Genomic DNA, 24,045 nt, shown 5'->3' on the forward strand with positions numbered 1-24,045 from the left:
TTTAGATTTGTGCGCAGCAGATTGTAACCAAAATCAAAATGCATGTAAGACTTGACTGAGCATAAAAAGCTTAAACAGAAGTTTGAAACTTAGATTTCATCGGTTCATTTTAGGCTAAAACGATCGGATTCAGGCCTTCATGGGGATGTGCAAGATGCATTGAAGCGCGCATCAAAAGGCTGTTATTTGGCTAAAATATACGCTAAGGTAAAACAAAAAACGTCAGGATGATGACAGATGAATGTACAAGTACAACCAGAAAGTAAGAATGAGGTGATGGTTCAGCCCCAGATGCCGATTAAGAACTATCATGAATTTTATCGCTTCTATTTGACTGAGCATCGGCATATTATTAGCCGCCGTCTGCACGTGGCCGGCAGTAGCATCGGTTTATACTGTTTTGCCAAAGCCATTCGTCAAGGCAAGCCGCGATATTTTGCATATGGTTTACTCTCGGGCTATGCCTGTGCCTGGGTCGGTCATTTTATCTTTGAGCGCAATAAACCAGCCAGCTTCAAACAGCCTGTATATAGCTTTATCTCGGACTGGCGCATGTTTGCCGATGTCCTGCGTGGTAATATCAGTCTGATCGACCTTAAATACGATAAAATTTCCAGTTAAGCCAGAATGACTTTTATCGGAATGTGCCCACTTAAAGCATGAAATTTCGATAAAAGCCTTGCAAGTCTAGAATTATTATTCTAATAATTATGGTATTGCAGATTAGGTTTTTTGATCAACCATTATATTTTAATTAATACATCAGTTTTCCAAGCCTGGAGCGACCTTCTCCGGGCTTTTTTTATGCCTGTTTGCTACCAATAAATGTTCAAGATTTTGCTCATGCTATTGTGTAAATATTCATAGAAGAATTCATGTGGATTTGTGCTGAAAGTAAAAGATCCTTTCTGGCTTTGAAAGGTTTCCCCACAAACGAATGACTCAAAACCAGAAAGGATCGGGTATTACCAACACAGGTATTTATTTTTCTGTTTATTTTCTGTGTCTAAGGCTATTTAAGACGCTTCGTGCCGATTGGGCTATCCCTGAAAATGGGTATTTTTAATATTAATTAATTTGAGTACGCTTGAGCCAGGCGAAAAAAAGACAAAAAAATCGCTCTTAGAATTTTGCAACTTCTCCACCAAGTTATCTGCAAAATCCTAAAAGCGTTTGTCGGAGGGCGTAAGCATTAACACGTTATAATTATTGTTATAAGGCCATTAAAACGCAGATTTGAAAGTCCGTATATCCCTGAAAATGGTGATATTTACGATTTAATTGATAAATTGTGCTAAAAAACTGCAAATCTGTTGCTACCTGGTCTCAGAAACAGCAAGATGGCGGCAATTAAACCGAGTTATGCCTATAATAGAGCCATCCTAGCAAGTGGCGAGCAAGATGCGCGGTTTATATTTAATTACCAATGATGATCCATTAGAGCTTTTATTGGCGAAGTTGGAAGGTGCAATGGCCAATGGTGGTGTTGCGGTCTTGCAATATCGCCGTAAAAAAGTGGCGAAAGAAGATCAAATTTACGAAATCGAGTATATGAAAGCCATGTGTGCTGAATATGCTGTACCTTTCGTGATTAATGATGATCTGGAAATGGCGGTTAAATACGGCGTGGGTGTGCATTTAGGCCAGGATGATGGTTCGATTGTCGACGCTGTTGCGCGTTTGCCTAAAGGCGTGTTGATTGGCCGTAGCTGTAATAACTCACTTGAGCTGGCTGAACAGGCCATTGCCGATGGTGCGAATTATGTGGCATTTGGAGCAATTTATGCTACTGATAGTAAACCTGAAGCGGGTAATATTGGTCTTGAAACCTTAAAACTGGCCAAAGAGAAATTGAATGTACCTTTATGTGCCATTGGTGGTTTAACGGTTGAAAATTCCAAGGATGTCATTGAGTCAGGTGCGGATTATTGCGCGGTGATTAGTGATATATTGGGACTTCCTATGAATGCCATTCCTGAACGTTTAGATGAATGGTCTGCGCTTTTTCAAGCTACAGCATAAAATTTTTTGATTGATTTAATTTTGAGTCGAGTGCCTTCATGAGCTTATCTCCAAAGCAAGAACAATTGTTCAAACAAGCCAATAAACATATCCCGGGTGGCGTCAATTCACCTGTACGCGCATTTAATAGTGTCGGTGGGACGCCGGTCTTTATCGAAAAAGCCCAAGGTGCGTATCTGTATGATGTCGATGGCAAACGTTATGTGGACTATGTAGGTTCATGGGGGCCGATGATTTTGGGTCATGCGCATCCAGCGATTATTAAAGCGGTTCAGGATGCCGCAGTAGACGGTTTGAGCTTTGGTGCGCCCACAGTTCATGAAACCACACTGGCAGACATTATCTGCGAGATCATGCCATCGATTGAGCTGGTTCGTATGACCAACTCAGGTACAGAAGCGACCATGACCGCGATTCGTTTAGCGCGTGGTTATACTGGCCGTGACAAGATTGTAAAATTTGAAGGCTGTTACCACGGTCACTCGGATTCATTATTGGTAAAAGCAGGTTCTGGTTTATTGACCAGTGGTGAAGGAGAAGCGACGTCTGCAGGCGTGCCGGCAGATTTTGCTAAACATACGCTGACACTTCCGTATAACGATATTGCGACTTTAAAAGAATGTTTTGCCAAATTTGGTTCAGAAATTGCCGGCGTGATTGTTGAGCCAGTCGCAGGCAACATGAACCTGGTGAAACCGATTGACGGTTTCCTGCAAGCGATTCGTGATGTCTGTGATGAGCATGGTTCAGTGTTTATTATTGATGAAGTGATGACAGGTTTTCGTGTTGGACTGGGTGGCGCGCAAGCACATTACGGCGTAACTCCGGATTTAACCACATTGGGTAAAATCATCGGTGCAGGCCTGCCAGTGGGTGCATTCGGTGGGAAACGTGAAGTGATGGAATGTATTGCACCATTGGGTAAGGTATACCAAGCAGGTACATTGTCAGGTAATCCGCTGGCAATGCGTGCCGGAATTGAGATGTTTAAACATCTACGTGCTGAAGGTTTCTATGAGAAATTGTCTGCGCAACTTGAGAAACTGCTGGTTGGCTTGCAAGCTGCTGCGGATGAAGCCGGTATTCCGTTTAAGACGCAACAAGTCGGTGGTATGTTTGGTCTTTACTTTACCGATCAGGAAGATATCACCAGTTTTGACTCTATGCTGAAATGTGATGTCGATGCGTTCCGTAAATTCTTCCATGGCATGTTAAATCGTGGCGTAAACCTTGCACCATCTGCTTTTGAAGCCGGCTTTATTTCAGCTGCGCATAGTGATGAAGATATTGCTTACACGATTCGAGCGGCTAAAGAAACTTTTGCTGAGATGAAAGGATAATTCGACCTCTCCCTGACCCTCTCCTAAAAGGCATAGGTATCTACACAATTCCTGAACTTTGCGTTAAATTGAAGAGCATGCTCTTCAATTTAACATCTCTGGCCTGGATCAGCGTCTTGTCAAGCGCTATAACAGCCTTGTAAAGCTCAATATGAACCCTCTTGCTTCACTTGCTCCGGCAATCAAAGACCTGGCTTCTGCCCAAAAGTCGAGTTTCGCAACCACACAAGCGGTCTGGCGATTCCTGAATAATGACAAAATCTCTTTTAGTCAGTTAAACCAGCCAATTGAACATCTTGCATGTGAACAGATCAAGGCATCACCGCATCAATATGCATTGATTGTTCATGACTGGTCTCAGCTACAGTATGTGAAACACCATCATAAAATTCAGCGCCTGCAAAGAACCCATCAATATGATTCAGGCTATGAATTGCAAAGCAGTCTGCTGGTTGATGCAGCCTCGGGACTACCTATTGCGCCACTGGCGCAGACACTATCAGATGCCTCAGGCTGCTATTCCACATTCAGTCAACACTCTGCTGGGCGCAAATCTCATCTAGATTCACTTACCGAACAAATCAAAGTGATTGAACAATATCCCATTGAGAAAACATGTGTTCATATCATTGATCGTGAAGGTGACTCCATTGCCCACCTAAGGGAAATGAGCAGCCAGGGTTTTAAATGGCTGATTCGGGCGAAAGAAGGCCATCGAATTGAGCATCAGGGCAAAACATGCAAAGTTGCAGAAGCCGCAGAACGAGTAGAAACGCAGCAGGTCCAGCCGATTGCCTATAAAGGAAACCGGCATATGTTGCATGTGGGAGAAACTGCTATCCGGATAACACGTGCAGCAAAACCGAAGAGAAATGACGATTCAGGCCAACGGGTTGCTCCCCAGCCAGGGAGTGCGATTGAAGCCAGATTAATTGTTGCCGTAGTGAAAGATGATCAGGATAAGACCGTCGCAAGATGGTCACTAATCAGCAATGTTCCATCAGAGATTACTACGGTAGAGATGACGACCTGGTATTACTGGCGCTGGACAATTGAATGCTATTTCAAGCTGCTCAAGCAGGTAGGTCATGATATTGAAGCATGGCTTCAGACCAGACCTGAAGCCATTTTAAGGCGGTTACTGATTAGCTGTATGGCTTGTGTTTTAACTTGGCGAATCCAGCGTTCTGAAGATGAACACCATCAGAAAATTCGTGTATTTCTCACCCGTCTTTCAGGTCGGCAGCAGAAAAGAGGTAGGTTGGAAAGTGCACCTGCCTTATTGGCAGGGCTTTCGATTTTACTGAACACTCTTCAACTGCTCTCGGAATATTCAATAGATGAACTCAATGAGATAGCCACAATGGCATTAGGTATCTCATAGATGTGTAGATACCTATGCCTAAAAGGAGAGGGAATATAAGCCCGAGTGATCGGGCTTATTTCATTCTTTGGATTAGACATCATAAGATTTGAAATTGATAAATTAAAGGATGAGATAGATCAATGAAAACCAAACATTATTTGACTTTAAGCGATGCTGAATTTTTATTAGATCAAGCCCATCAATATGCCATTCAGAACAGTTTTAATGTCAGTATTGCTGTGGTGGATGAAACGGGTCATTTGCTTGCGATGAAGCGTATGGATGGTGCAGCACCGATGACTGCAAATCTGGCCGTCGAAAAAGCCAAATGTTCTGCAATGAGTCGCCGTCCATCCAAGTTGTTTGAAGATATTATTAAAAGTTTAGAGGGGCTGGTTGTCCATTATTTTGTCTAGGATCAGTGTAGAGGTTAGAACTTACCATTTTTCTAGATCTACGCTAGCATAGGTATATATTCGCATAGATTAGAAAAATCCTCTCCCATGCTTTACCCCATGCCCAAAAAAATCCAACTTGCCCTATCTCAAGCCAAATGGCAATTGTCATCCTCTAAATCCGTTTTGGTTTTAGTCGGATTGCAAAACTTGCGTATGCAGCAGGGGATACAAGACAGTTCACTGATGGCAAATTTGATCCAAGTAACCAATAAAGCCAAAGCACTGGATATTCCCATTGTTGATCTATATGGTGATGACCTGATGCAAGGCATGCAGCAATTGGGAGAATATGCCTCAACGCATCCGCAACTAATTTTTGCCGGTCAGGTCACGCCAATGCTGAAACAGATTTTGCCGCATCTGATGAGTGTGACGGATCAAATCGGTGTGGTTGATGATGCGATTTTATTGTCAAATCAAGATCAGCATATTCAGTGGATTGAAAATATTTCGGCACAGGGGATACATCACTTAAATACCTATAGCCTGACTCGCTTATGGGAGTTAAGCGCACCTTCCGAATATGTATTGTCGACCAAAGGTATTATGTTGGCTATCGCAGAACAGCTGGATATGGATGCCTTGGAAATTGATCCCTATGTCGACCTAAAAAATTATGGTCTGGATTCAGTAGCGATGGTGAGTCTGGTTGGTGTATGGCGTGCGCATGGTGCCAATATCCGTTATGAAGATGTGCTAAAGCATCCGTCTTTGCATAAATTGGCAAGCTTTATTTTACAATCCTTAGGTTGATGTGCTGCGATTGAGCATTTTTATGCGCTAAATCGGAAATTTCATCGTCATTTACATAAATGCGCATTGTAATTCTTGGCTAAGCTTTCTATCATTGCCGCCTTGTTTTTCGCGATCAGCCTGGGATTGAACTTTGAGTAATTTTCTAACCGAACATCTGATACATCGTGATGACGATTTCATGGTCATCCACAAACCTGCAGGTTTACTCACAGTTCCCGGTAAAACAGAAGACTTACAAGATTGCCTGATCAACCGTCTGGTCAAACTCGAACCCAAAACTTTACTGATTCATCGACTGGATCGCGATACATCCGGTATTTTGGCCTTTGGTCTGACTAAATGGGGACAAAAAACCATTTCCCGCCAGTTTCAGGAACGCCAGACTGATAAAACCTATCAGGCTGTGGTTGCAGGTACACTCGAAGGTGAAGGCACTATTGAAGTGCCAGTGGTGTATGATCCAAGCCGTCCGCCCTTACATATCGCAGATCCCGCACATCATAAGCCGGCCATCACGCATTGGCAGGCGATTGAACATTTTAATATTCAGGGACAGCCTGTGACCCGGGTGAAACTGACCCCAATTACCGGCCGTTCACATCAGCTACGGGTGCATATGCAATATCTCGGACATCCGATTATTGGCGATACCTTATATGCGACACCCGAACAGCAACAGCTCAGTTCACGTCTATGTTTACATGCGGAACGTTTGAGTTTTTATCATCCTCAAACAGAGCAGCTGGTCGAATTTTATTGTCCGGCGCCGTTCTAGGAAATACTTCTTTAATCGGCGTGAATTATGCTCACTTTTTAGTGAGCTTTATGTCAAAATACATTGCTTGAAGGTATGGAATTTTGCTCCAATGACGTTTCGTGATTGAGCCTAATATTCATAATCTTGTACTTAAGATAAAGGTGGAAAAATTGCAGCAATTTGCTATTGGTCAACGTTGGTTATCAGATACTGAAACAGAACTCGGTTTAGGCGTTCTTATTGATGTTGATGAGCGGTCGGTTAGCATTTTATTCCCGAAAAGCGATGAAACTCGCGTCTATGCACGTAGCAATGCACCCTTATCTCGTATCGTATTTAATGTGAAAGATGAATTACAGGATCAGGAAGGGACCAAATGGATTGTAGAATCCGTGGAAGACCGCAATGGCGTGGTGCGTTATCACGTCATTCGTACCCTGGAAGATGGGACTGAAGAACGTAAATCGCTGAATGAAACCCGCATTGGTGCCACCATCCAGTTGTCCAAGCCTCTAGACCGTTTATTGGCCAGTCAGGTCGATTATAAAGAATGGTATGACCTGCGTATTGAAGCGCTGCTGATGCAGGCCAATATGCAAAGCAGTCCACTGCGTGGTCTGGTCGGTTCACGTGTCGGCCTGATTCCACACCAGTTGTATATTGCGCATGAAGTCGGTCAGCGTTTTGCTCCGCGTGTATTACTGGCCGATGAAGTCGGTCTGGGTAAAACTATCGAAGCCGGTTTGATCATCCATCAACAGCTGAAAACTGGCCGTTCTGAACGCATCCTGATTTTAGTACCAGATTCGCTGCAATATCAGTGGATGATTGAGATGCGCCGTCGTTTCAATCTTGAGTTCTCGTTATTTGATTTGACCCGTACTGCATCAATCAAAGAGCATGATCCTGAACAAAACCCATTCCTGACCGAACAAAAAATTATTGCCTCTGTCGATTTGATGGTCGACCATGAAGATCTGCGTGAACAGGCGCTCGAAGCCGGTTTCGACTTGCTGGTGGTCGATGAAGCACATCATTTGATGTGGAGCGAAGAAGATGGCGGTAATGACCGTTATGATCTGGTCGAAGAACTGGCTGAACATACGCCGGGCGTATTGTTATTGACGGCAACACCGGAACAGCTCGGGGTAGAAAGTCACTTTGCACGCCTGCGTTTACTCGATCCGCAGCGCTTTAACTCGCTGGATCGTTTCCTGGATGAAGAAGCGCAATATCAGCACACCGCTAAAATTGCAGAAGTGTTGATGTCAAATCTGCCACTTGAAGCAGAACATTTGACTGCGATTGAGGCCTTGTTGGGTCATTCAATTGAAGATCATCCTGAGCAGCGTTTCCGTGCCATTCACGAACTTTTAGACCGTCATGGTACCGGTCGTATCCTGTTTCGTAATACGCGTGAAGCCATTCAGGGCTTCCCGGGTCGTGACTGTCAGCCGGCACCATTACCAGCACCGGAACACTGGTCGAAAGATGGTAAGTTGCGTGAGCAAATGTGGCCTGAAGAAGCTCAGCTAGACGGCTCGTGGATGGAAGCCGATCCACGCGTGATGTGGCTGATGGAGCGTTTGCGTACCGATTTAAAACACAAGAAAGTCTTACTGATTGCACGTAGCGGTCCAGTGGTTGAAGCGCTGGAAAATGTACTGCGTTTACATGCCGGTATTCGTACGGCGATGTTCCATGAAGGCATGAGCTTGTTAGAACGTGACCAGGCCGCAGCTTATTTTGCTGAAGATTCGTATGGCGCGCAGATTCTTCTTTGTTCGGAAATCGGTTCAGAAGGACGTAACTTCCAGTTTGCCTCTGATCTGATTCTGTTTGACCTACCTGCGAACCCGGACGTGTTGGAACAGCGTATTGGTCGTCTGGATCGTATCGGTCAGGAAAACCGCATTCAGATTCATGTGCCTTATCTGGTGGGAACTGCACAAGAACGTATGTTCCGCTGGTATAACGAAGCGCTGAATATTTTCAGTAATATTTCTCCAGCTGCACAAACCTTGCAAGAAAATTTTATTGTTCGCTTGAAAGACTGTCTATTGGCAGACAAAGGTCAAGAGTTTGAAGACCTGCTGGAAGAAGTTAGCGTGCAACGTGAAGCGCTGGAAGCTGAATTGCAGGAAGGTAGAGACCGTTTGCTTGAGTACAACTCTTGCCGTCCGGTGGTGGCACAGGAAATTGTCAACGCGCTTGAAGACTATGATGACAATACCACTTTGCCGATTTTCATGAAGCGCTTTATGGCGTCTACGAATATCGACTTTGACGAGCAAAGTAACGGTACAGTGATCATCAAGCCAACCGATCAAATGCAGGTTCAAGGTTTGACGTTGGATGAAGAAGGGATTACAGCGACTTTCTATCGTGATCAGGCACAAATCCGCGAAGATGCGCAATACCTGACACTGGAACATCCATTCACTGAAAGTGTGATGGAAATGATCAATACGCAAGGCTTTGGTAGCACTAACGTTGCGGTACTAAAATCTGCAGCACTGCCACAGGGTTCGGTATTACTTGAAGTATGGTTCAAGGTCGATGTGGTGGCTCCGAAAGCATTGAACTTGCCGTCTAGCTTGCCGCAACAGTTAATCCGTGTCTTGCTCAGTGAAAAAGGCCAGGATCTTTCCCAGAAGATTGCACCAGAAATCCTGAAGCCTTATCTACATCATTTGGATGGCAATAGTTGCCGTCAGGTGGTGAAAGCACGTCGTGATGTGATTGAAGCGCGTTATCAGCAGGCACTTGAACTGGCACGCAGTGCATTGCCTGGCTTCAAGCAGCAAGCCAAAGAAGTCTATGGCAATAAATGGCAATATGAAATTGATCGCCTGACCTATCTGAAACAGTTCAATCCAAGTATCCGTGAAGATGAAATTGCACGTTTACAAAAGTTGCAGAAAGAAGGTTTAAGCCTGCTGGATGGTCTATCGGTAACACCGGAAGCAATTCAGGTGATGGTCGTGGTCAAGCCTTAAGCTTTAAATCATTAAAAAATGCAGCTTTCGGGCTGCTTTTTTTATGGGCAAAATCCGGGTTTATTATTTTTTTGTCGGAGAATGCTGGCCTGTTATTTTTCTCCTGTTTAAAATTGGCCTATTGAATAATAAGAATGACAAAGTATGTCAAAAGCACTGATTACCCTTGGCACAAAGACCAGTCATGGTGGCATGGTGACTGAATGTGAACCCACTTTTTTGATCAATGGTATCACCGTGCATTTAAATGGCATGAAGCATTATTGTCCCAAATGCCAGACCATGGTCACCGCCATTGCTAGCGACTTATCAATTACAGTCAAAGGAAGAGCGATAGTCATCGCGGGGGATAAGGCCAGTTGCGGCGCGACTTTTCTACCGATGCAACATTTGACTGTATCTCAGAAATAGACTTTAAATTCTGAAGAAATACAGAGAAATGACTTTGAGGTCATGCTTTGAGCATTTTTGCACTGCCGAATGAAAGAATAGATCAGTAAGCTCATTCGATGATTTCAGGATGAATACGCACTGCGTTTAAAAAATAATGAAGCAAGCCCTACATTTTACTCATGCCAATGGTATCCCTGCGGCAACTTACCAAAAGTTTCTGGACTATTTTCAGCAAGACTATGAAGTCAAAGCGATTCCCTTGATCGGCATGAATTCGCAATATCCAATTACGCGAGACTGGCGTTATCTGGTTGATGAAGTCATTGCAGATATCGAGCAGCAGTTTCCTCAGCAACAGGTGATTGGTTTAGGGCATTCCTTTGGTGGTCTGGTGACCCTGATGGCGGCGTATCGACGTCCCGAACTATTTTCCAAACTGGTCATTATGGATCCACCATTTGTGATTGGAAAAAATAGCGCCATGTTTGAACTGATTAAAAAGCTGAATCTGAAAAGTGTTGACCGCTATACGCCCGCAGGAATTACGCTAAAACGCAAAGATCATTGGTCATCGAAACAGGATGCTATTGAAGCACTCCGGTTTAACCGCTTATTTAAAAATTTCGATGAGCAGTGTTTTGCTGATTATATCGAGAGCGGCATTCAGCCAGAACCTGAACGTGGTGGGGTGACGTTAACTATTCCAAAACAGATAGAAGCGGAAATCTTCCGGACTGTACCCGCCTGGTGGTGGAGAACACCACGCCGACAGCCTGAAGTGCCAATTCATCTGATGACTGCTGAGCAGAGCCAGTTTTATCAGCAGGGTTTGCCACAAGGGATGCAGAAGATTTATCGGATTAATTATTCTGTGGTCGAGGGCGGGCATATGTTCCCACTTGAGTATCCGGAAGCCACTGCAAAGGCGGTCAAAACCCAACTCGCACTTTTGTAATCATCATAAAAAAAGGGACGTTGATTACGTCTCTTTTATACAGCTTCGTGCAAATCGGGAAATTAACGCAGCTGAGAATCTTCCAGATGACGCGCACCTTCCAGAATCATCCGGATCATGATCATGGTCTGTTCGGCAATTTCTTTACGATCTTCAGCAGGCATATCAATCACATTGGCGCCCATGTTGAACACCAGTTGGGTAATCGCTTTGGCGGCAATATCCGGATGAAATAATTTTTTATTGTTTAGACGTTCCAGACGAATCAAATCATCCTGAAGTTCCTGCTGAAAATAATTTAACTGGCGTTCTACTGCCTGTTTATAAGATTTGGAACCGGTATAACCTTCACGTAATAACAGGCTCAGATTGCCTTCATCGGCATCCAGCTGGGCAATAAAAACTTCCACAGAACTGCGGATGATGCTGTTCTGGCGAGAAGCTTGCAGACGTGCTTCATGCAAAATCTGACGCAATACAATTCCGGCACGATCAATCAGCTCAATGGCCAGTTCATCAATATCTTTAAAATGACGATAGAAGCTGTTCGGTGCAATACCAGCTTCACGCGCGACTTCACGTAGACTTAAAGAGGAAATACTTTTTTGTGGCCCAATCAGATTCAACGCAGCCTGAAACAGTTCTTCCTTGGTAATGGTGGCCTTGCGACCGACACTCCGTACGATAATCGGCTCATCAATGCTTTTCGATTGTAATAAAGATGCGTCACTGCTTATTTTCATTGAAGGCTCGTTCATCGATAGGTTCATGCATGAATCATTTTATTATAACCGAGCCAGTCAAGCTTGTGAAATGAATAGAAACAATACGGTTGTATATACAAATATATATACATGTGTATAATAATTCAAAACCTCAAGGTGATGTCGCAAACGATGCATGTACTCCAAAAACTTAAAACGCCGTTGAATGCACTGTCTGATAGTGTTGTTGATCAGCATGCGATTAATTTCTGGATTCAGAAACTCAATCCTATATGGTCGTTGAATCAGCCATTAGGCAAGATCGTGCATAAAGAAAATGCCGCACAGGATATACTGAGTCTGAAAATTCAAGTGAATCGCTTATTTAAGTTTGGTGAAGCAGGGCAGCATCATCCGGTCTATGTGGTGGTAAACGGCATCCGTTATGAACGTAGCTATAGTTTGACCCGTGTAGATGCGCAACATGTTTTATTGACCGTGAAAAAAGTCAATGCCGGTAAAGTCAGTACCTGGTTGGCAGAACAGGCACAAGTAGGTGATGTGATCGAATTTGGTCAGCCTTATGGTGATATGACCTTGCCTGTGCAGACGAGTCCATTGATCTTGCTTGCAGCAGGGAGTGGTATTACCCCAATGCTCAGTATGCTGGAAAGCTTGAGCAAAAAAGGTGAACTATCTGCACCGGTTACTCTCTGGTACTGGGTTAAAAAAGATCAGGATGCCGCATTTAAAGCACGGTTTGAAGAACTTGCTCAAAAACATGCAAATTTCTCATTTCATGTGTATGCCACTCAAGAACAGCCAGCTGCTGCACGTCTTGATGAAACCTATCTGACCGATCTGCAAAATCTGGAAAATAGCATCGTATATTGCTGTGGCCCTTCAGGTTTTGTATCTAAAGCAGAACAGCTTTTTGCTCAGGCAAAACAGTTTAAAGGTGAAGCATTTAGCATGAGCTTGGCGGATCAATCGGATACCGGCTTTATTAATGTCACCCTGACCCAGTCGAAAAAAATTGTCAGCATTCCAAAAGGCCAGTCCATTCTGGTGAGTCTGGAACAGCAAAATATTAAACCGACCCATGGTTGCCGTATGGGCATTTGTAATAAATGTGCCTGCAATAAAGTAGAAGGTTCGACCAAGAATTTGGTCAACGGTGCGCAAAATACCGAACCCGGTAACCTGCTCAAAATTTGTATTAACTCAGCGCAGACTGACCTTGTCATCGACTTATAAGCGAGTTTTATCCTATGAATATGCCAGTAAAATTACAGTATTTTAAAAATCCTAAAAACCGTGAATTAACCCAGTTTGAACTTGATGAACTTGCACGTGAACTTGATGCAATTAAACAAGAAGTGCTAGATGATCTGGGTGAAAAAGACGCCAAATATATCCGTCGTGTCTATTCAACCATTCGCTATTCATCGATTGCCGGTCGTGCTTTGCTGTTTGCAGGCTGGTTCCCGCCAGCGTGGTTGTTGGGGACAGGCCTGTTGGGCTTTGCCAAAATCATGGAAAATATGGAACTGGGTCATAACGTCATGCACGGTCAATATGACTGGATGAATGATCCTAAATTGAATGGTCAGACCTATGAATGGGATATCGTAGGGACTTCAGACAACTGGCGTCAAACACATAACTTTAAGCATCATACCTATACCAATATCAAGGGTATGGATGATGATATCGGTTATGGTTTATTACGCCTCTTCCCGGAACAGCGCTGGAAACCGGGTTATTTACTACAACCAATTTATGCAGTGCCATTCTGTTTATTGTTCCAGTGGGGTGTTGCGATTCAGAATCTTGAATTGGGTAAATACTTCAAAGGTCGCAAAAGCAAAGAGCAGACCAAAGAAGAATGGCGTCCAATGCAGAGCAAAATTGGTAAACAGTTGTTTAAGGATTATGTATTCTTTCCACTCATCGCAGGTCCTGCGGCTTTACCGGTTTTGACCGGCAATATGGTGGCCAATGGTCTGCGTAATATCTGGACATTCAGTATCATTTTCTGTGGTCACTTTACCAAAGATGTGGAAGTATTCCCGAAATCGGTACTGCAAAATGAAAGTCGTGGTCACTGGTATATGCGCCAGATTCGTGGTTCATCCAATCTGACTGGTTCTGAAGCGTTTCATATCTTGACGGGTCATTTAAGTCATCAGATTGAACATCATTTGTATCCTGATGTACCTGCACGTCGCTATCGTCAAATGGCACCGAAAGTTCAGGCTGTTTGTGAAAAATATGGTTTGAACTATAACAATGCCAGCTTGGTAAAACAGTACGGTAGTGTGATCAAACGTATTGTGAAATATGCATTTCCGTTTAAGAAATAATTTTTCTTAAAGCTAAAAAAACTACTTCAAATGAAGTGGTTTTTTTAGCTAGGAGGCGAATACTTCAGGAAGTAAAAATCCTGATTACGAAGCTATTTAAGATGATTTCAAGGCATAAAGTAAAAAAGTTAATCTGCCATTTATAGCGTTGTCTAAAGGTGTTTAGTAGGTTAACCCGATAGAATGGAAAGGACTAATATGGCATCGAATGAGCTGAAATATTAATTTTTGGAAGCTGTTGATCTTGACCCTCAAAATAGCTTTGCTGCGCCAGACTGAGCATTTCTATATCTTCCTTGCTATTCCCATAAGCATAAATTTCAGCATAATTATCCAGATTATATTTTTCTAGAATTCTAATTTTCTTTTGTGTGTTACTACAGTCAGGAGTTTGATAAAACCCTGTCAATTTCCCAGCTTTGATTTCAACTTCGCTACAGATTAAATCGATATTTAAATAACTGCACACCGGTTTAAGATACAAATCCAATGAGGCTGATACCAGCACGACTTCATGTCCTAATTGTTGATGCTGTTTAAGTTGTTCTAATAATTTCGGATTCAACTTGAATATTAGTTGTTGTGCATAATCCTGAGCTAATTGCAGAATTTCCTCTGCATCACTGTTTTTAAACATGCTGGCATACAATTTGGGTCGCATGCGGTGTGCCGGATAGAAATTTAAATAATAGGCCTGTATCCATGGCAAAATTTGCATGCCGCGTTTTACAATATGCCGTTTTCTTAAGGCATGGAAAATGAACCCGGTAAAGCTATCATGTAGATACAGGGTTCCATCAAAATCAAATAAGGCTAGAGTTTTAGATTTTTGATTTTGCGCATGCATGTTTGATATCGACCATCGACGCGGGTAGCAAACCAGTTAGTATTATAATCACGACTTAATTTTGGTCCGGAAATGACCACTTCAGGCATAATGGCATAGATAGGATCTTTACCCGTTTTTTCCTGATAAAGCTTGCTGACACCACGATAAGTCATCGTATCTTCAAAGTCTTTATCTTTTTCTTTCTTTAAATCAGCTCGGATTTGACGTTCAGTGATAATAAAATTATTTTTGGCAAAAACACTGATTAACTCACGCTCAGATTGACTCTTCTGCGAACGGATCGCGCCATCTTTAGTATAGAGCAATAAGTCGCCATCCAGATCAAGTTCGGCTTCAGTTAAATCATTTAACATGCTCTGAAAAGCGGCATTTCGACTGGAATACATGCCCGAGTTATAGTCCGCAAAACGATAAATTGGCTTGTCATAATCCGCCGGATACATCATCAGGCGATGAATCCCATAATACAGACCGCCATATTGACTGTAGAGATCGGTACGTAACTCTGCGATATTGCCGCCTTGGCGTTTATGTTCTTTCGCATAGCTGATATGTACCTGCATTGAACCCAAGGTGGTAATTGGATTCATTTTCTCGCCAATATTCTGGCCGACCAGTTTGGCAGCACCAGTCAGGGCACTAACATAATAGTGCTTCGACATATAGTCAAATATTTCACGATATAATTCGTCGAGTTCACGTTCCGTTTTGACCCGGCGCATCTGGCTCAAGTAGTTGTCTTCAGGACTTGGGTGATTCTTGAGAACTTCCTGGAAATATCCTGCAACTGTGCCACCAATCGCTTGACCGAGTTTATCTTTGAATTTTTCATCAAGGCGACCTTGGACTTCCTTAACCGCCTTTTCACCCAAACCCGGAACAGTAGGATCTGCAACAAAGTTAGATTCCTGATCAACCACTGCCACAATCGTACAAACATTTTCCTTGGTTTGAGGAATGCCAAGCTGCTCTGTGATGTCATAAATATCTTGTGCCCAAGACTCACGTTGGTTGACACGGCTTGGAATAGCTTTACGAATATGTTCAACTTCAAGTGTCGGTTCATCCTCTTTTGACCACCATGAACCATTGCCACAGCCGGCAAGACTCAGAGAAAGTGCAAGTACAGACAATGACTTAAAAGAAAAACAAGAAGCGAAAGTTTTATTCATGGTGTCGTAAATTAATTGAAAAGATGAGCGAATAAGGCAGATGCAGTATACTATGCCCATCAAAAAAGTGATGAATTTATATGTATATTGGTCCATATCAACTGTCAAACAATTTGATTGTCGCTCCCATGGCAGGTGTGACCGATCGTCCGTTTAGAACCTTGTGCAAATACTTTGGTGCAGGCCATGCGGTCAGTGAAATGATGACATCTGACAAAACTTTGCGCATGAGTAAAAAGAGCTTATATCGTGCCAATTTTGATGGAGAGCTGGCACCGATTTCAGCGCAGATTGCTGGTTCAGATCCCCATGATCTGGCTGAAGCGGCACGTTATCAGGTGGCCAATGGTGCGCAAATTGTTGATATTAATATGGGCTGCCCAGCCAAAAAGGTCTGTAACCGACTCGCCGGTTCTGCTTTATTGCAGGATGAAGATCTAGTTGCGCGTATTCTGGATGCAGTTGTGGCTGCAGTTGATGTGCCAGTGACCTTAAAAACCCGTCTTGGTTATTTGAACGGCCAGGAAAATATTATACGGGTCGCCAAACGTGCTGAACAAGCCGGAATTGCGGCACTGGCTTTACATGGCCGTACCCGTGAAGATATGTACCTGAATACCGCGCGTTATTCTTTAATCAAAGACGTAAAGGAAATGTTGAAGATTCCCGTGATTGCTAACGGTGATATCGACAGTCCGGAAAAAGCCAAATATGTGCTGGATTATACTGGTGCAGACGCAATTATGATTGGTCGTGCAGCACAAGGTCGGCCCTGGATTTTTCGTGAAATTGCCCATTATTTGAAAACCGGTCAACATCTTGATGCACCGAGTATTACAGAAGTTAAAGATGTACTGCTGGGACATTTGACAGAATTATACGAATTTTACGGCGAGTATTCCGGCTGCCGGATTTCCCGTAAACATATTGCTTGGTACACCAAAGGTTTGCGTTCCAGCAACGAGTTTCGCCAGAACATGTATCAGGTGGAAAATACGGCTGACCAGTATCGTGTGGTAGAAGATTATTTTAATGCATTGCTAGAACATGGTTTAACCATGAATGATGTACAAGTCGAGCAGGTGAATTTACTGGAAACCAAGTAATGACGGGCAAAATTCAGCGAATCATTTAATATTTTTTGCATGAAATCCCTACCTTTTTTATCTTGAGCGGGCTGATTTTTGCATTCTGTTTACACTTCAGCCTGTCTAATACATAGCAGCACAGTTTGTTCACTTAAACTGGACAGGACTTGGACATTGCTTACTCAAGCTTCCTCTATGATGAACCTATCCAGATATAAACCAGATGTGATCCATCTTGTTTATCGTCATCATTGAGGGAGATCTGTAATGACAAATACCAATCGTCCAGTCACAGAGTTTAGCCATAAAACGTCAACGGAATTGCCACAAGAACGCAGTGAAGGCATAAATATCAATCCGACTGATACTAACGCTCGTCCAGATTTGAATACACCCGTGAAAGATAATCCTCGTGTTCCAGACATGAATGAAGGTGAGGATAATCTGGCTGCGACCAGTGCCGGTACTTTGGGTGGAGCTGCGGTAGGCGCAGTTGCAGGTCTAGTAGGTGGTCCTCCAGGTGCAGTGGTGGGTGGTATTATCGGTGGAGTAGTTGGCGGTATTGCAGGTAATGACATTGCAACGCCTGATCATGGGAAGCAGACAGATAATTACCAGCACCCAGAGAACTTTCCTGAGGCAGATAACTATCGACATCCAGATCATTTGAGAGCAGAAGATAATTACTGGAGAGATGAGTATCATAATCGCCCGTATTTCAATGAAACGCGTAGCACATATGGCGATCTAGATTATGATCGTGATTATCGCGGTGCTTACCGGGTCGGTTATGAAAATCGTCCGATGTATGAGCATGATACGGATTTTGACCGTGCCGAACCTGAACTGCGTACCAAGTGGGAACAGTTAAAAGGTGAGTCCCGCCTCAACTGGGAAGAAGCGAAATTTGCAGTTAAAGATGCCTGGCATCGTGTCACACGCTAATTCTAGATAAATTAAAAACCTCTCCATGTGGAGAGGTTTTTTTATGATTCAAGTATTAAAGATGCTTCATTTCCAGTATGAGCTGGTTAATCAGATCGGAAGCTTCCATTTCACGAATCTGTGCTACGTTCGAACCTGCCCAGAATGCACCATAACCTTGATCCCCATGTTTGGCAGCAGCAGCATGTAATTGCTTGGCCAGATCATAAGTATATGGATAGGCCGGAACATCCAGTCGCTCCGGTGTATCCACCTCAATATGCCAGTGGTTAATGATGCCGCGTGCAGGACGACCGGAAATGCTGGCACTGACTTGAGTGAGTGGCTTGGAAAATAGGGCTTTACGATAAGCCTCATTGGCATTGGAAGATTTGCATTGCACAAATGCAGTCCCGAGTTGCACGGCATCTGCACCGAAATCCATCATTTGACGCGCTTGCTCACCCGTCATAATCCCGCCTGCCGCTACAATCGGCAAGGAAGAATGCTGTTTGATCAGTTTCACCAGATTCGAGGTTTTGACTGAAGCATCAAACTTGGTGCTAAAAATCCCACGATGGCCGCCAGCTTCAATCCCCTGTGCAATAATGATATCAATTCCGGCTGCCTCAATAGCTTTGGCTTCGGCAAAATTGGTGGCAGACACCATGGTCAGAATCCCGGCCTGTTTGAGGGCTTGAATTTGATGTGGATGCGGAATCCCAAAATGAAAGCTGACTGCTCGCGGTTTGGTTTCCAATACCAGATTCAGGAAGTCATCATTGTCTTTAAAACTCGGATAAATACACTTCAAATGCTGGGGTGCCTGAGCGCCATATTTGGCAAATTTATCTTTAAACTGGGCAATCCAGGCCTGCGCTACAGCTTCATCTAGAGGCATACTGTCATGACAGAAAAAATTGACCTGAAAAGGGCAATCTGTCAATTCCTGGGTCTTTAAAATCTGTTGTCGCGCTGCATCAATACTGCTGGCCCCCAGACCCAGTGAACCCAAGCCACCCTGATTGGACACTTCGGCAGCAAGCTCGGGCGTAGAGACACCTGCCATCGGTGCCAAGAAAATAGGGTGTTTAATTCCGAGATTTTCTAATAAAGACATAGATTTGCTCCTTGTTATGCTTTTACTTTGCCTTTGAGCACAAAATTAAGCAAATCATATTGGTTATTTTATTTTGAAATACTGCAGCATGGGTTACGTGTTATTTACATTTCTTGCGACACGCTATGTCGTCAAAGAGACGGATTATTTATAGGTCTAGAAATTAAGACTTTATAATAGCTTTTTGGTCACATATTCTCTGAGCTCATGTCTGATCGTATCCGTGAAAAACTGCAAATTTTAGCCGATGCTGCCAAATATGATGTGTCGTGCTCATCCAGTGGTAGCAATCGTAAAAATAAAGAAAAGGGTGTGGGCAATACCGGCAATGGCATCTGTCATAGCTATACCGAAGATGGCCGCTGTGTTTCCTTGCTGAAAATTCTGTTCTCTAATGTCTGTATTTTTGACTGTTCCTATTGTGTTTCGCGCCGTTCCGCTGATGTCCAGCGTGCAGCATTTACCGTGCAGGAAGTCGTGGATCTGACCATGAATTTTTATCGGCGTAATTATATTGAGGGGCTGTTTCTCAGTTCGGGTATTTTTAAGTCGGCGGATCACACCATGGAACGGATGCTGCAAGTGGTCAAAAAACTTAGACTCGAAGAAAACTTTAATGGCTATATTCATCTGAAAACTATTCCGGGTGCATCACAGGAGATCATTACCGAAGCCGGACTGTATGTCGACCGTATGAGTATTAATCTGGAAATGCCAACAGAAGCAGGACTGCAAAAATTTGCGCCTGAGAAAACCCATGCTGAAGTACAAAAAGACTTGGGCATTGTGCGTGACCGGTTGATCCAGCTCAAAGATGAACGCAAGCTGATCAAGTCAGTCCCCAAGTTTGTACCTGCCGGACAAACTACACAGATGGTGGTGGGCGCGCATAGTGAAACCGATCAGGACATTATTTTGATGGCTGACCGGCATTACAAGGAATTCAAGCTGAAAAGGGTGTATTTCTCTGGTTATATCCCGATTAATCCTGAAGATAAAGCCTTACCCGCCATCGGTTCAGCACCGCCATTATTAAGAGAAAATCGTCTGTATCAATCTGACTGGCTGATGCGTTTTTATGGCTTTGCTGCTGATGAAATTGTCGATGAGCAGCATCCGAATCTGGAGCTGGATATTGATCCCAAACTCAGTTGGGCCTTGCGTCATCCTGAAGCCTTTCCAGTCGATATTAACCGTGCCGACTATAAAATGATTCTACGGGTACCCGGTATAGGTGTACGTTCTGCCCAGAAAATTGTACAGGCCCGCCGTTTTGGACAGATTCATATTGACCAGCTAAAACGCATGGGCGTGGCTTATAACCGGGCGCAGCATTTTATCTGCTGTGCAGATACACCGAAATTTAAGAAAGATCAGCAGTCCCATCAGATTCGCCAGCAAATTTTGATGTCAGGACAATCCAAATATCAGCAGCAACTTTCACCTCAATTAGGATTGGGTTTCTAGTGGCAAGTTACTGTTTTGATGGCAGCATGACTGGTCTGCTCAGTTGTGTATTTCGTGCTTTCGAGTTTAAAGAATTTAACGTGATAGTGACGGCCAATCCTCAAGCACAAACAGGTTTATTTGATGAATTTATCCATGTGGCCTCTAATGATCAGCATGGGCAGCGGGTGTGGCAGGGATTAAAGCAGAAAGTATCTTCCAGCAGTTTGCGTGCTTTTTACTATACGTTTTTGTCAGAGCAGGAAGCAGCGTTCCAGACTCTTTTTGATTTTGCAGTCTATGTCTTTCAAAACCAGCGTCCAGTCGATAAAGATTATGGTCATACTGCGGTGATCGGCATGTCGCAATGGGCCAAGCAAGTGGGGCGGGAAAAGCATCGTATGGAGGCTTTTGTACGCTTTAAAAAAGCCAAAGATGGTTTGTTTCTGAGTCTGGTCAGACCGGATTTTAATGTCTTGCCGATTATTTCCCGACATTTTCAGGAGCGTTATCAGGATCAAAGCTGGCTGATTTATGACGAGCAGCGTAATTACGGTATTTATTATGATTTAAGGCAGATGCATCAGGTCGAGATGAACGCTGAAATAATCGATCCACAAATCCGGATTGGTCATAGTCAATCATTCAGTATTGAACTGGATGATCAAGAGCTGCTATATGATCAGCTCTGGAAAGACTATTTTAACAGTGTGAATATTCAGGCGCGCAAGAACATGAAATTGCATATTCAATATGTGCCAAAGCGCTACTGGCGTTATATGAATGAGAAATTACTTTAAACAGTACATCAAGCTGCTTTCAGGCATAATAAGCATTGGTATATTTAAATTGAGTGTATAAACATGAAGGTATGGCTAACGTCATTAGCGCTGCTCACTGGATTAACTGCATGTTCGGAACAACCACAAAAACCGGTCGTAGATCCAGCCAAATATCAGGTTCAGACCGCACAGGAACTGCAGCAACGTTTTGATGCACTCAATGTCCAGTTAGCCCAAGACTTTCAGAAATTTAAGAAAGTCGAAAGCATTGCTTTCGCACACCAGTTTCCTTTAGATGTCAATAATCTGCAAAGCTTGAACCAGCATCTCGTTAGCAGTACCGCATTAAAACCTAGTAAAATCGCCTATTGCGATATGATGAATAGTTATTTTGCCGATATGTTCCGTTTGGGACATTACAATCTGGAACTGGTCGATGACATTAAATTGCCCAATGCCAAGAATGAAAATTTAAAAGCTAATTTCTCTGATGCTGATCATTTTTATACCTTTATTCTGGATCGTTATACGACTTATCGTCAGGTTCAGCAGACCATGGGTTATGGCTGTAATTTAAAAGCTGCGCTGTAAATCCTAAAGCCAGAAAAAAGCCCATCACAGATGGGCTTTTTTGATTTTAAGCATTAGCAACCGGTCAGTTTTTCAGGCTGCGGTTTTTCATTCGGGAAGAAGATCGGACGAAGTTTTACCCCAATGCCATTGCCGATAAAGGCAAACACCAGCCATAACCAGCCATGCAGACTACCCGACGCAATTCCACTGAAATATGCACCGATATTACAACCATAAGCCAGTCTTGCGCCATAGCCCAGCATTAAGCCACCTACAACAGCAGCAATCAGTGAGCGCTTTGGAATATTAAAATTCGGCGCAAATTTACCTGCCAAGCTAGCTGCCAATAAAGCACCCAGCATGATACCGAAGTTCATCATTGAGGTAATATCAAACCATAATGATTCTGCCAGTGCTTTGGCATTGCCTGCTTTTTGCCAATAATCCCAAGAAGCTACATCAACACCCACAAGCGTAGCACCTTTGGCACCCCAAACTGCCAGCGCAGAGGTCACGCCCCAAGGACGACCTGCGAGTGCCAGAGTCGCAAAATTGAGCAAGGTCAGAATAATACCGCCCCAAATCAGAGGCCATGGACCACGAACAAAGCGCTTCCAGCCCTGATGTTCACTGCTTGGCTCAATTTCCAGGCTGCCATGACGTTTCTTTTCGAAATAAACAGTCGCCGCAGCAATGATGGCAAAAACGATAAAGCTCAACAGCAATCCAGGGAGGACGCCTAAACTTTCTACTATGGAAATCGGTTCAAGATGTGGCAGGGCAAACCACCAGTCAAGGTGCGAGGTCGCAATCACAGACCCGATACAGAAAAACAGTAGCGTTACCAACATACGTGCACTACCGCCACCCACGGTATATAGCGTACCTGATGCACAACCGCCACCGAGCTGCATACCAATACCGAAAATAAAGGCGCCAATCATAACTGACATGGAAACAGGGTTAACGTTGCCTTTGACTGGATTACCGAACAATTCACCTGCACCTAAAGTCGGGAAGAACAGCAAAACGGCCAGAGCGAGCATAATCATTTGTGCGCGTAAACCACGACCGCGACGTTCCTTGATAAAGACACGCCAGCTCGAAGTAAAACCAAATGAAGCATGATACAGGGTCATGCCCAGTGCACCACCAACCAAAAATAATAAGGCCTGATTTAAGCCTACGATTTGATAGGCACCGATTGTACCTATGATAAGCAAGATAAAAGCTGCCCAGACCGAAATATTCGACCGTTGGGAAGCAGCAACAATGACTGACATGGGAGATTGAATTTTAAAAATAAAGGCTGGTATTCTACTGAATTTCAGTTTAAATGCAGCCCGTTTTGCGTAGTGAATCACAATTAATTCATTCTAATACTTGATAAGTTTTATCAGTTTATCTGATTTTATCCACTCACTTAGATAAAAAATTGATCCCCTCAAGAAATAATGCAATTTCAATTTAGATCATTCGATATTTAAAATCATCTCTGATAAAAAAGCCTGCAATCGCAGGCTTTTAAACATCAAACTGAATGCTAAAATCAGTTTTCAGCTTTTTCCCGAACTTCTCCGGCACCTTCTTCAACTGCCGCTGCAGTTGCTGCAGTTGCTTTACGTGCTGCTTCCGCAGTGGCATCTGCTGCTCTAGACGTTGCAGCAGCTGCTTCGTCCGCTGCCTGAGCAGTATTTTCTGCGGCATTATCCATTGCTCGTTCGGTTTCTACCGCAGCCTCACGGCTGGCATCTTCCATATCATGACCGGCTTGATTGGCTGCATTTTCTAAATGCTCACCTGTGGTTGCGCCGGTTTCAGGCGCTTCTTCTTTACTACAGCCGACTAAGGCAACAGTGGTCGCCAAACCTAAAGCAATCAGTAATTTATTCATCGAGTAATATCCTTTTGTTGTTGTAGAGCTGCAATCTAATTTAGCAGCCATTTATTTAGATTTATGCTAGCAAATAGATC

Annotated in this window: 22 protein-coding genes and 1 pseudogene; 17 read left to right on the forward strand and 6 right to left on the reverse strand. The window is 43.5% G+C overall.

The window, feature by feature from the left end:
• Positions 1 to 237 precede the first annotated feature (237 nt).
• The 10 genes and pseudogenes from HGD77_RS06390 (at position 238) to HGD77_RS06435 (ending at position 11,046) form a co-directional block, all read left to right on the forward strand.
• Positions 238 to 621, forward strand: a complete 384-nt coding sequence (locus HGD77_RS06390) for a DUF962 domain-containing protein (RefSeq protein ID WP_005104473.1) — start codon at positions 238 to 240, stop codon at positions 619 to 621.
• Positions 622 to 1,401: 780 nt separating this feature from the next.
• Positions 1,402 to 2,022 carry a thiamine phosphate synthase gene (gene thiE, locus HGD77_RS06395; RefSeq protein ID WP_004729909.1) on the forward strand — a complete coding sequence of 207 codons (621 nt, stop codon included), beginning with the start codon at positions 1,402 to 1,404 and terminating at the stop codon, positions 2,020 to 2,022.
• Between the two features lie 38 nt (positions 2,023 to 2,060).
• Complete coding sequence (hemL, locus tag HGD77_RS06400) at positions 2,061 to 3,362, forward strand: glutamate-1-semialdehyde 2,1-aminomutase (RefSeq protein WP_004729908.1); 1,302 nt, start codon at positions 2,061 to 2,063, stop codon at positions 3,360 to 3,362.
• Between the two features lie 151 nt (positions 3,363 to 3,513).
• Entirely contained in the window at positions 3,514 to 4,746 is a 1,233-nt protein-coding gene (locus HGD77_RS06405) for a transposase (protein ID WP_168730757.1), read from the forward strand.
• A 122-nt stretch (positions 4,747 to 4,868) separates the two neighbouring features.
• Positions 4,869 to 5,108, forward strand: a pseudogene (locus tag HGD77_RS06410) (GlcG/HbpS family heme-binding protein); the annotation flags it as partial.
• A gap of 123 nt (positions 5,109 to 5,231) precedes the next feature.
• Entirely contained in the window at positions 5,232 to 5,939 is a 708-nt protein-coding gene (locus tag HGD77_RS06415; RefSeq protein WP_034439404.1) for a phosphopantetheine-binding protein, read from the forward strand.
• A gap of 133 nt (positions 5,940 to 6,072) precedes the next feature.
• On the forward strand, positions 6,073 to 6,717 hold the full coding sequence (locus HGD77_RS06420) for an RluA family pseudouridine synthase (RefSeq protein ID WP_004279998.1): 645 nt from the start codon (positions 6,073 to 6,075) through the stop codon (positions 6,715 to 6,717).
• A 143-nt stretch (positions 6,718 to 6,860) separates the two neighbouring features.
• Positions 6,861 to 9,698 (forward strand): RNA polymerase-associated protein RapA, encoded by a 2,838-nt coding sequence (gene rapA, locus HGD77_RS06425; protein WP_121979934.1) that lies wholly within the window; start codon positions 6,861 to 6,863, stop codon positions 9,696 to 9,698.
• 144 nt (positions 9,699 to 9,842) lie between these two features.
• Positions 9,843 to 10,109, forward strand: coding sequence for a PAAR domain-containing protein (locus HGD77_RS06430; protein WP_004729900.1), 267 nt, complete (start codon positions 9,843 to 9,845; stop codon positions 10,107 to 10,109).
• Between the two features lie 136 nt (positions 10,110 to 10,245).
• Positions 10,246 to 11,046, forward strand: a complete 801-nt coding sequence (locus HGD77_RS06435) for an alpha/beta fold hydrolase (protein WP_004729899.1) — start codon at positions 10,246 to 10,248, stop codon at positions 11,044 to 11,046.
• A gap of 62 nt (positions 11,047 to 11,108) precedes the next feature.
• Here the strand turns inward: HGD77_RS06435 and fabR are convergent, their stop codons facing one another.
• On the reverse strand, positions 11,109 to 11,789 hold the full coding sequence (gene fabR, locus HGD77_RS06440) for an HTH-type transcriptional repressor FabR (protein ID WP_004729898.1): 681 nt from the start codon (positions 11,787 to 11,789) through the stop codon (positions 11,109 to 11,111).
• A gap of 153 nt (positions 11,790 to 11,942) precedes the next feature.
• Here fabR and HGD77_RS06445 point away from each other — a divergent pair, with 153 nt between their 5' ends.
• Complete coding sequence (locus HGD77_RS06445; protein ID WP_034439545.1) at positions 11,943 to 13,007, forward strand: flavin reductase family protein; 1,065 nt, start codon at positions 11,943 to 11,945, stop codon at positions 13,005 to 13,007.
• Positions 13,008 to 13,021: 14 nt separating this feature from the next.
• Positions 13,022 to 14,116, forward strand: coding sequence for a fatty acid desaturase family protein (locus HGD77_RS06450; protein ID WP_004646650.1), 1,095 nt, complete (start codon positions 13,022 to 13,024; stop codon positions 14,114 to 14,116).
• Between the two features lie 193 nt (positions 14,117 to 14,309).
• On the opposite strand, the gene HGD77_RS06455 is transcribed toward HGD77_RS06450, so the two are convergent.
• Together HGD77_RS06455 and HGD77_RS06460 are read right to left on the reverse strand one after the other, a co-directional pair.
• Complete coding sequence (locus tag HGD77_RS06455; RefSeq protein WP_004729896.1) at positions 14,310 to 14,963, reverse strand: HAD-IB family hydrolase; 654 nt, start codon at positions 14,961 to 14,963, stop codon at positions 14,310 to 14,312.
• Positions 14,930 to 16,138 carry a DUF1615 family protein gene (locus HGD77_RS06460; protein WP_121979936.1) on the reverse strand — a complete coding sequence of 403 codons (1,209 nt, stop codon included), beginning with the start codon at positions 16,136 to 16,138 and terminating at the stop codon, positions 14,930 to 14,932. The genes HGD77_RS06455 and HGD77_RS06460 overlap by 34 nt, the downstream gene beginning before the upstream one ends.
• A gap of 80 nt (positions 16,139 to 16,218) precedes the next feature.
• On the opposite strand from HGD77_RS06460, the gene dusB reads away from it, so the two are divergent.
• Both dusB and HGD77_RS06470 read left to right on the forward strand, forming a co-directional pair.
• Positions 16,219 to 17,244, forward strand: a complete 1,026-nt coding sequence (gene dusB / locus HGD77_RS06465; protein ID WP_004279984.1) for a tRNA dihydrouridine synthase DusB — start codon at positions 16,219 to 16,221, stop codon at positions 17,242 to 17,244.
• A 249-nt stretch (positions 17,245 to 17,493) separates the two neighbouring features.
• Complete coding sequence (locus HGD77_RS06470) at positions 17,494 to 18,171, forward strand: hypothetical protein (protein ID WP_121979937.1); 678 nt, start codon at positions 17,494 to 17,496, stop codon at positions 18,169 to 18,171.
• Positions 18,172 to 18,226: 55 nt separating this feature from the next.
• On the opposite strand, the gene HGD77_RS06475 is transcribed toward HGD77_RS06470, so the two are convergent.
• Positions 18,227 to 19,270: an NAD(P)H-dependent flavin oxidoreductase gene (locus HGD77_RS06475; protein ID WP_005263131.1), complete on the reverse strand. Its 1,044-nt coding sequence runs from the start codon at positions 19,268 to 19,270 to the stop codon at positions 18,227 to 18,229.
• 207 nt (positions 19,271 to 19,477) lie between these two features.
• On the opposite strand from HGD77_RS06475, the gene HGD77_RS06480 reads away from it, so the two are divergent.
• The 3 genes from HGD77_RS06480 to HGD77_RS06490 all read left to right on the forward strand — a co-directional run bounded on the left by HGD77_RS06480 (position 19,478) and on the right by HGD77_RS06490 (position 22,089).
• Complete coding sequence (locus HGD77_RS06480) at positions 19,478 to 20,737, forward strand: putative DNA modification/repair radical SAM protein (protein ID WP_005263130.1); 1,260 nt, start codon at positions 19,478 to 19,480, stop codon at positions 20,735 to 20,737.
• Complete coding sequence (locus HGD77_RS06485) at positions 20,737 to 21,516, forward strand: TIGR03915 family putative DNA repair protein (protein WP_004279976.1); 780 nt, start codon at positions 20,737 to 20,739, stop codon at positions 21,514 to 21,516. The genes HGD77_RS06480 and HGD77_RS06485 overlap by 1 nt, the downstream gene beginning before the upstream one ends.
• A 63-nt stretch (positions 21,517 to 21,579) precedes the next feature.
• Entirely contained in the window at positions 21,580 to 22,089 is a 510-nt protein-coding gene (locus HGD77_RS06490) for a hypothetical protein (protein ID WP_004646660.1), read from the forward strand.
• 53 nt (positions 22,090 to 22,142) lie between these two features.
• Here HGD77_RS06490 and HGD77_RS06495 read toward each other — a convergent pair whose 3' ends face one another.
• Both HGD77_RS06495 and HGD77_RS06500 read right to left on the reverse strand, forming a co-directional pair.
• Complete coding sequence (locus HGD77_RS06495) at positions 22,143 to 23,354, reverse strand: YeeE/YedE family protein (RefSeq protein ID WP_005263127.1); 1,212 nt, start codon at positions 23,352 to 23,354, stop codon at positions 22,143 to 22,145.
• A gap of 266 nt (positions 23,355 to 23,620) precedes the next feature.
• Positions 23,621 to 23,965, reverse strand: coding sequence for a hypothetical protein (locus tag HGD77_RS06500; protein ID WP_005104359.1), 345 nt, complete (start codon positions 23,963 to 23,965; stop codon positions 23,621 to 23,623).
• Positions 23,966 to 24,045 lie beyond the last annotated feature (80 nt).

Origin of the sequence: Acinetobacter sp. NEB149, assembly GCF_012516415.1 — a bacterium.
GTDB classification, from domain to species: domain Bacteria; phylum Pseudomonadota; class Gammaproteobacteria; order Pseudomonadales; family Moraxellaceae; genus Acinetobacter; species Acinetobacter lwoffii_V.

Coding starts and splice junctions, on each gene's coding strand:
- HGD77_RS06430 (WP_004729900.1), top strand. CDS start 9,843: ATGTCAAAAGCACTGATTACCCTTGGCACAAAGACCAGTCATGGTGGC.
- HGD77_RS06390 (WP_005104473.1), top strand. CDS start 238: ATGAATGTACAAGTACAACCAGAAAGTAAGAATGAGGTGATGGTTCAG.
- HGD77_RS06495 (WP_005263127.1), bottom strand. CDS start 23,354: ATGTCAGTCATTGTTGCTGCTTCCCAACGGTCGAATATTTCGGTCTGG.
- dusB (WP_004279984.1), top strand. CDS start 16,219: ATGTATATTGGTCCATATCAACTGTCAAACAATTTGATTGTCGCTCCC.
- HGD77_RS06500 (WP_005104359.1), bottom strand. CDS start 23,965: ATGAATAAATTACTGATTGCTTTAGGTTTGGCGACCACTGTTGCCTTA.
- HGD77_RS06490 (WP_004646660.1), top strand. CDS start 21,580: ATGAAGGTATGGCTAACGTCATTAGCGCTGCTCACTGGATTAACTGCA.
- HGD77_RS06450 (WP_004646650.1), top strand. CDS start 13,022: ATGAATATGCCAGTAAAATTACAGTATTTTAAAAATCCTAAAAACCGT.
- HGD77_RS06470 (WP_121979937.1), top strand. CDS start 17,494: ATGACAAATACCAATCGTCCAGTCACAGAGTTTAGCCATAAAACGTCA.
- hemL (WP_004729908.1), top strand. CDS start 2,061: ATGAGCTTATCTCCAAAGCAAGAACAATTGTTCAAACAAGCCAATAAA.
- HGD77_RS06480 (WP_005263130.1), top strand. CDS start 19,478: ATGTCTGATCGTATCCGTGAAAAACTGCAAATTTTAGCCGATGCTGCC.
- HGD77_RS06405 (WP_168730757.1), top strand. CDS start 3,514: ATGAACCCTCTTGCTTCACTTGCTCCGGCAATCAAAGACCTGGCTTCT.
- HGD77_RS06475 (WP_005263131.1), bottom strand. CDS start 19,270: ATGTCTTTATTAGAAAATCTCGGAATTAAACACCCTATTTTCTTGGCA.
- HGD77_RS06455 (WP_004729896.1), bottom strand. CDS start 14,963: ATGCATGCGCAAAATCAAAAATCTAAAACTCTAGCCTTATTTGATTTT.
- HGD77_RS06435 (WP_004729899.1), top strand. CDS start 10,246: ATGAAGCAAGCCCTACATTTTACTCATGCCAATGGTATCCCTGCGGCA.
- HGD77_RS06415 (WP_034439404.1), top strand. CDS start 5,232: ATGCTTTACCCCATGCCCAAAAAAATCCAACTTGCCCTATCTCAAGCC.
- thiE (WP_004729909.1), top strand. CDS start 1,402: ATGCGCGGTTTATATTTAATTACCAATGATGATCCATTAGAGCTTTTA.
- HGD77_RS06445 (WP_034439545.1), top strand. CDS start 11,943: ATGCATGTACTCCAAAAACTTAAAACGCCGTTGAATGCACTGTCTGAT.
- HGD77_RS06460 (WP_121979936.1), bottom strand. CDS start 16,138: ATGAATAAAACTTTCGCTTCTTGTTTTTCTTTTAAGTCATTGTCTGTA.
- fabR (WP_004729898.1), bottom strand. CDS start 11,789: ATGAAAATAAGCAGTGACGCATCTTTATTACAATCGAAAAGCATTGAT.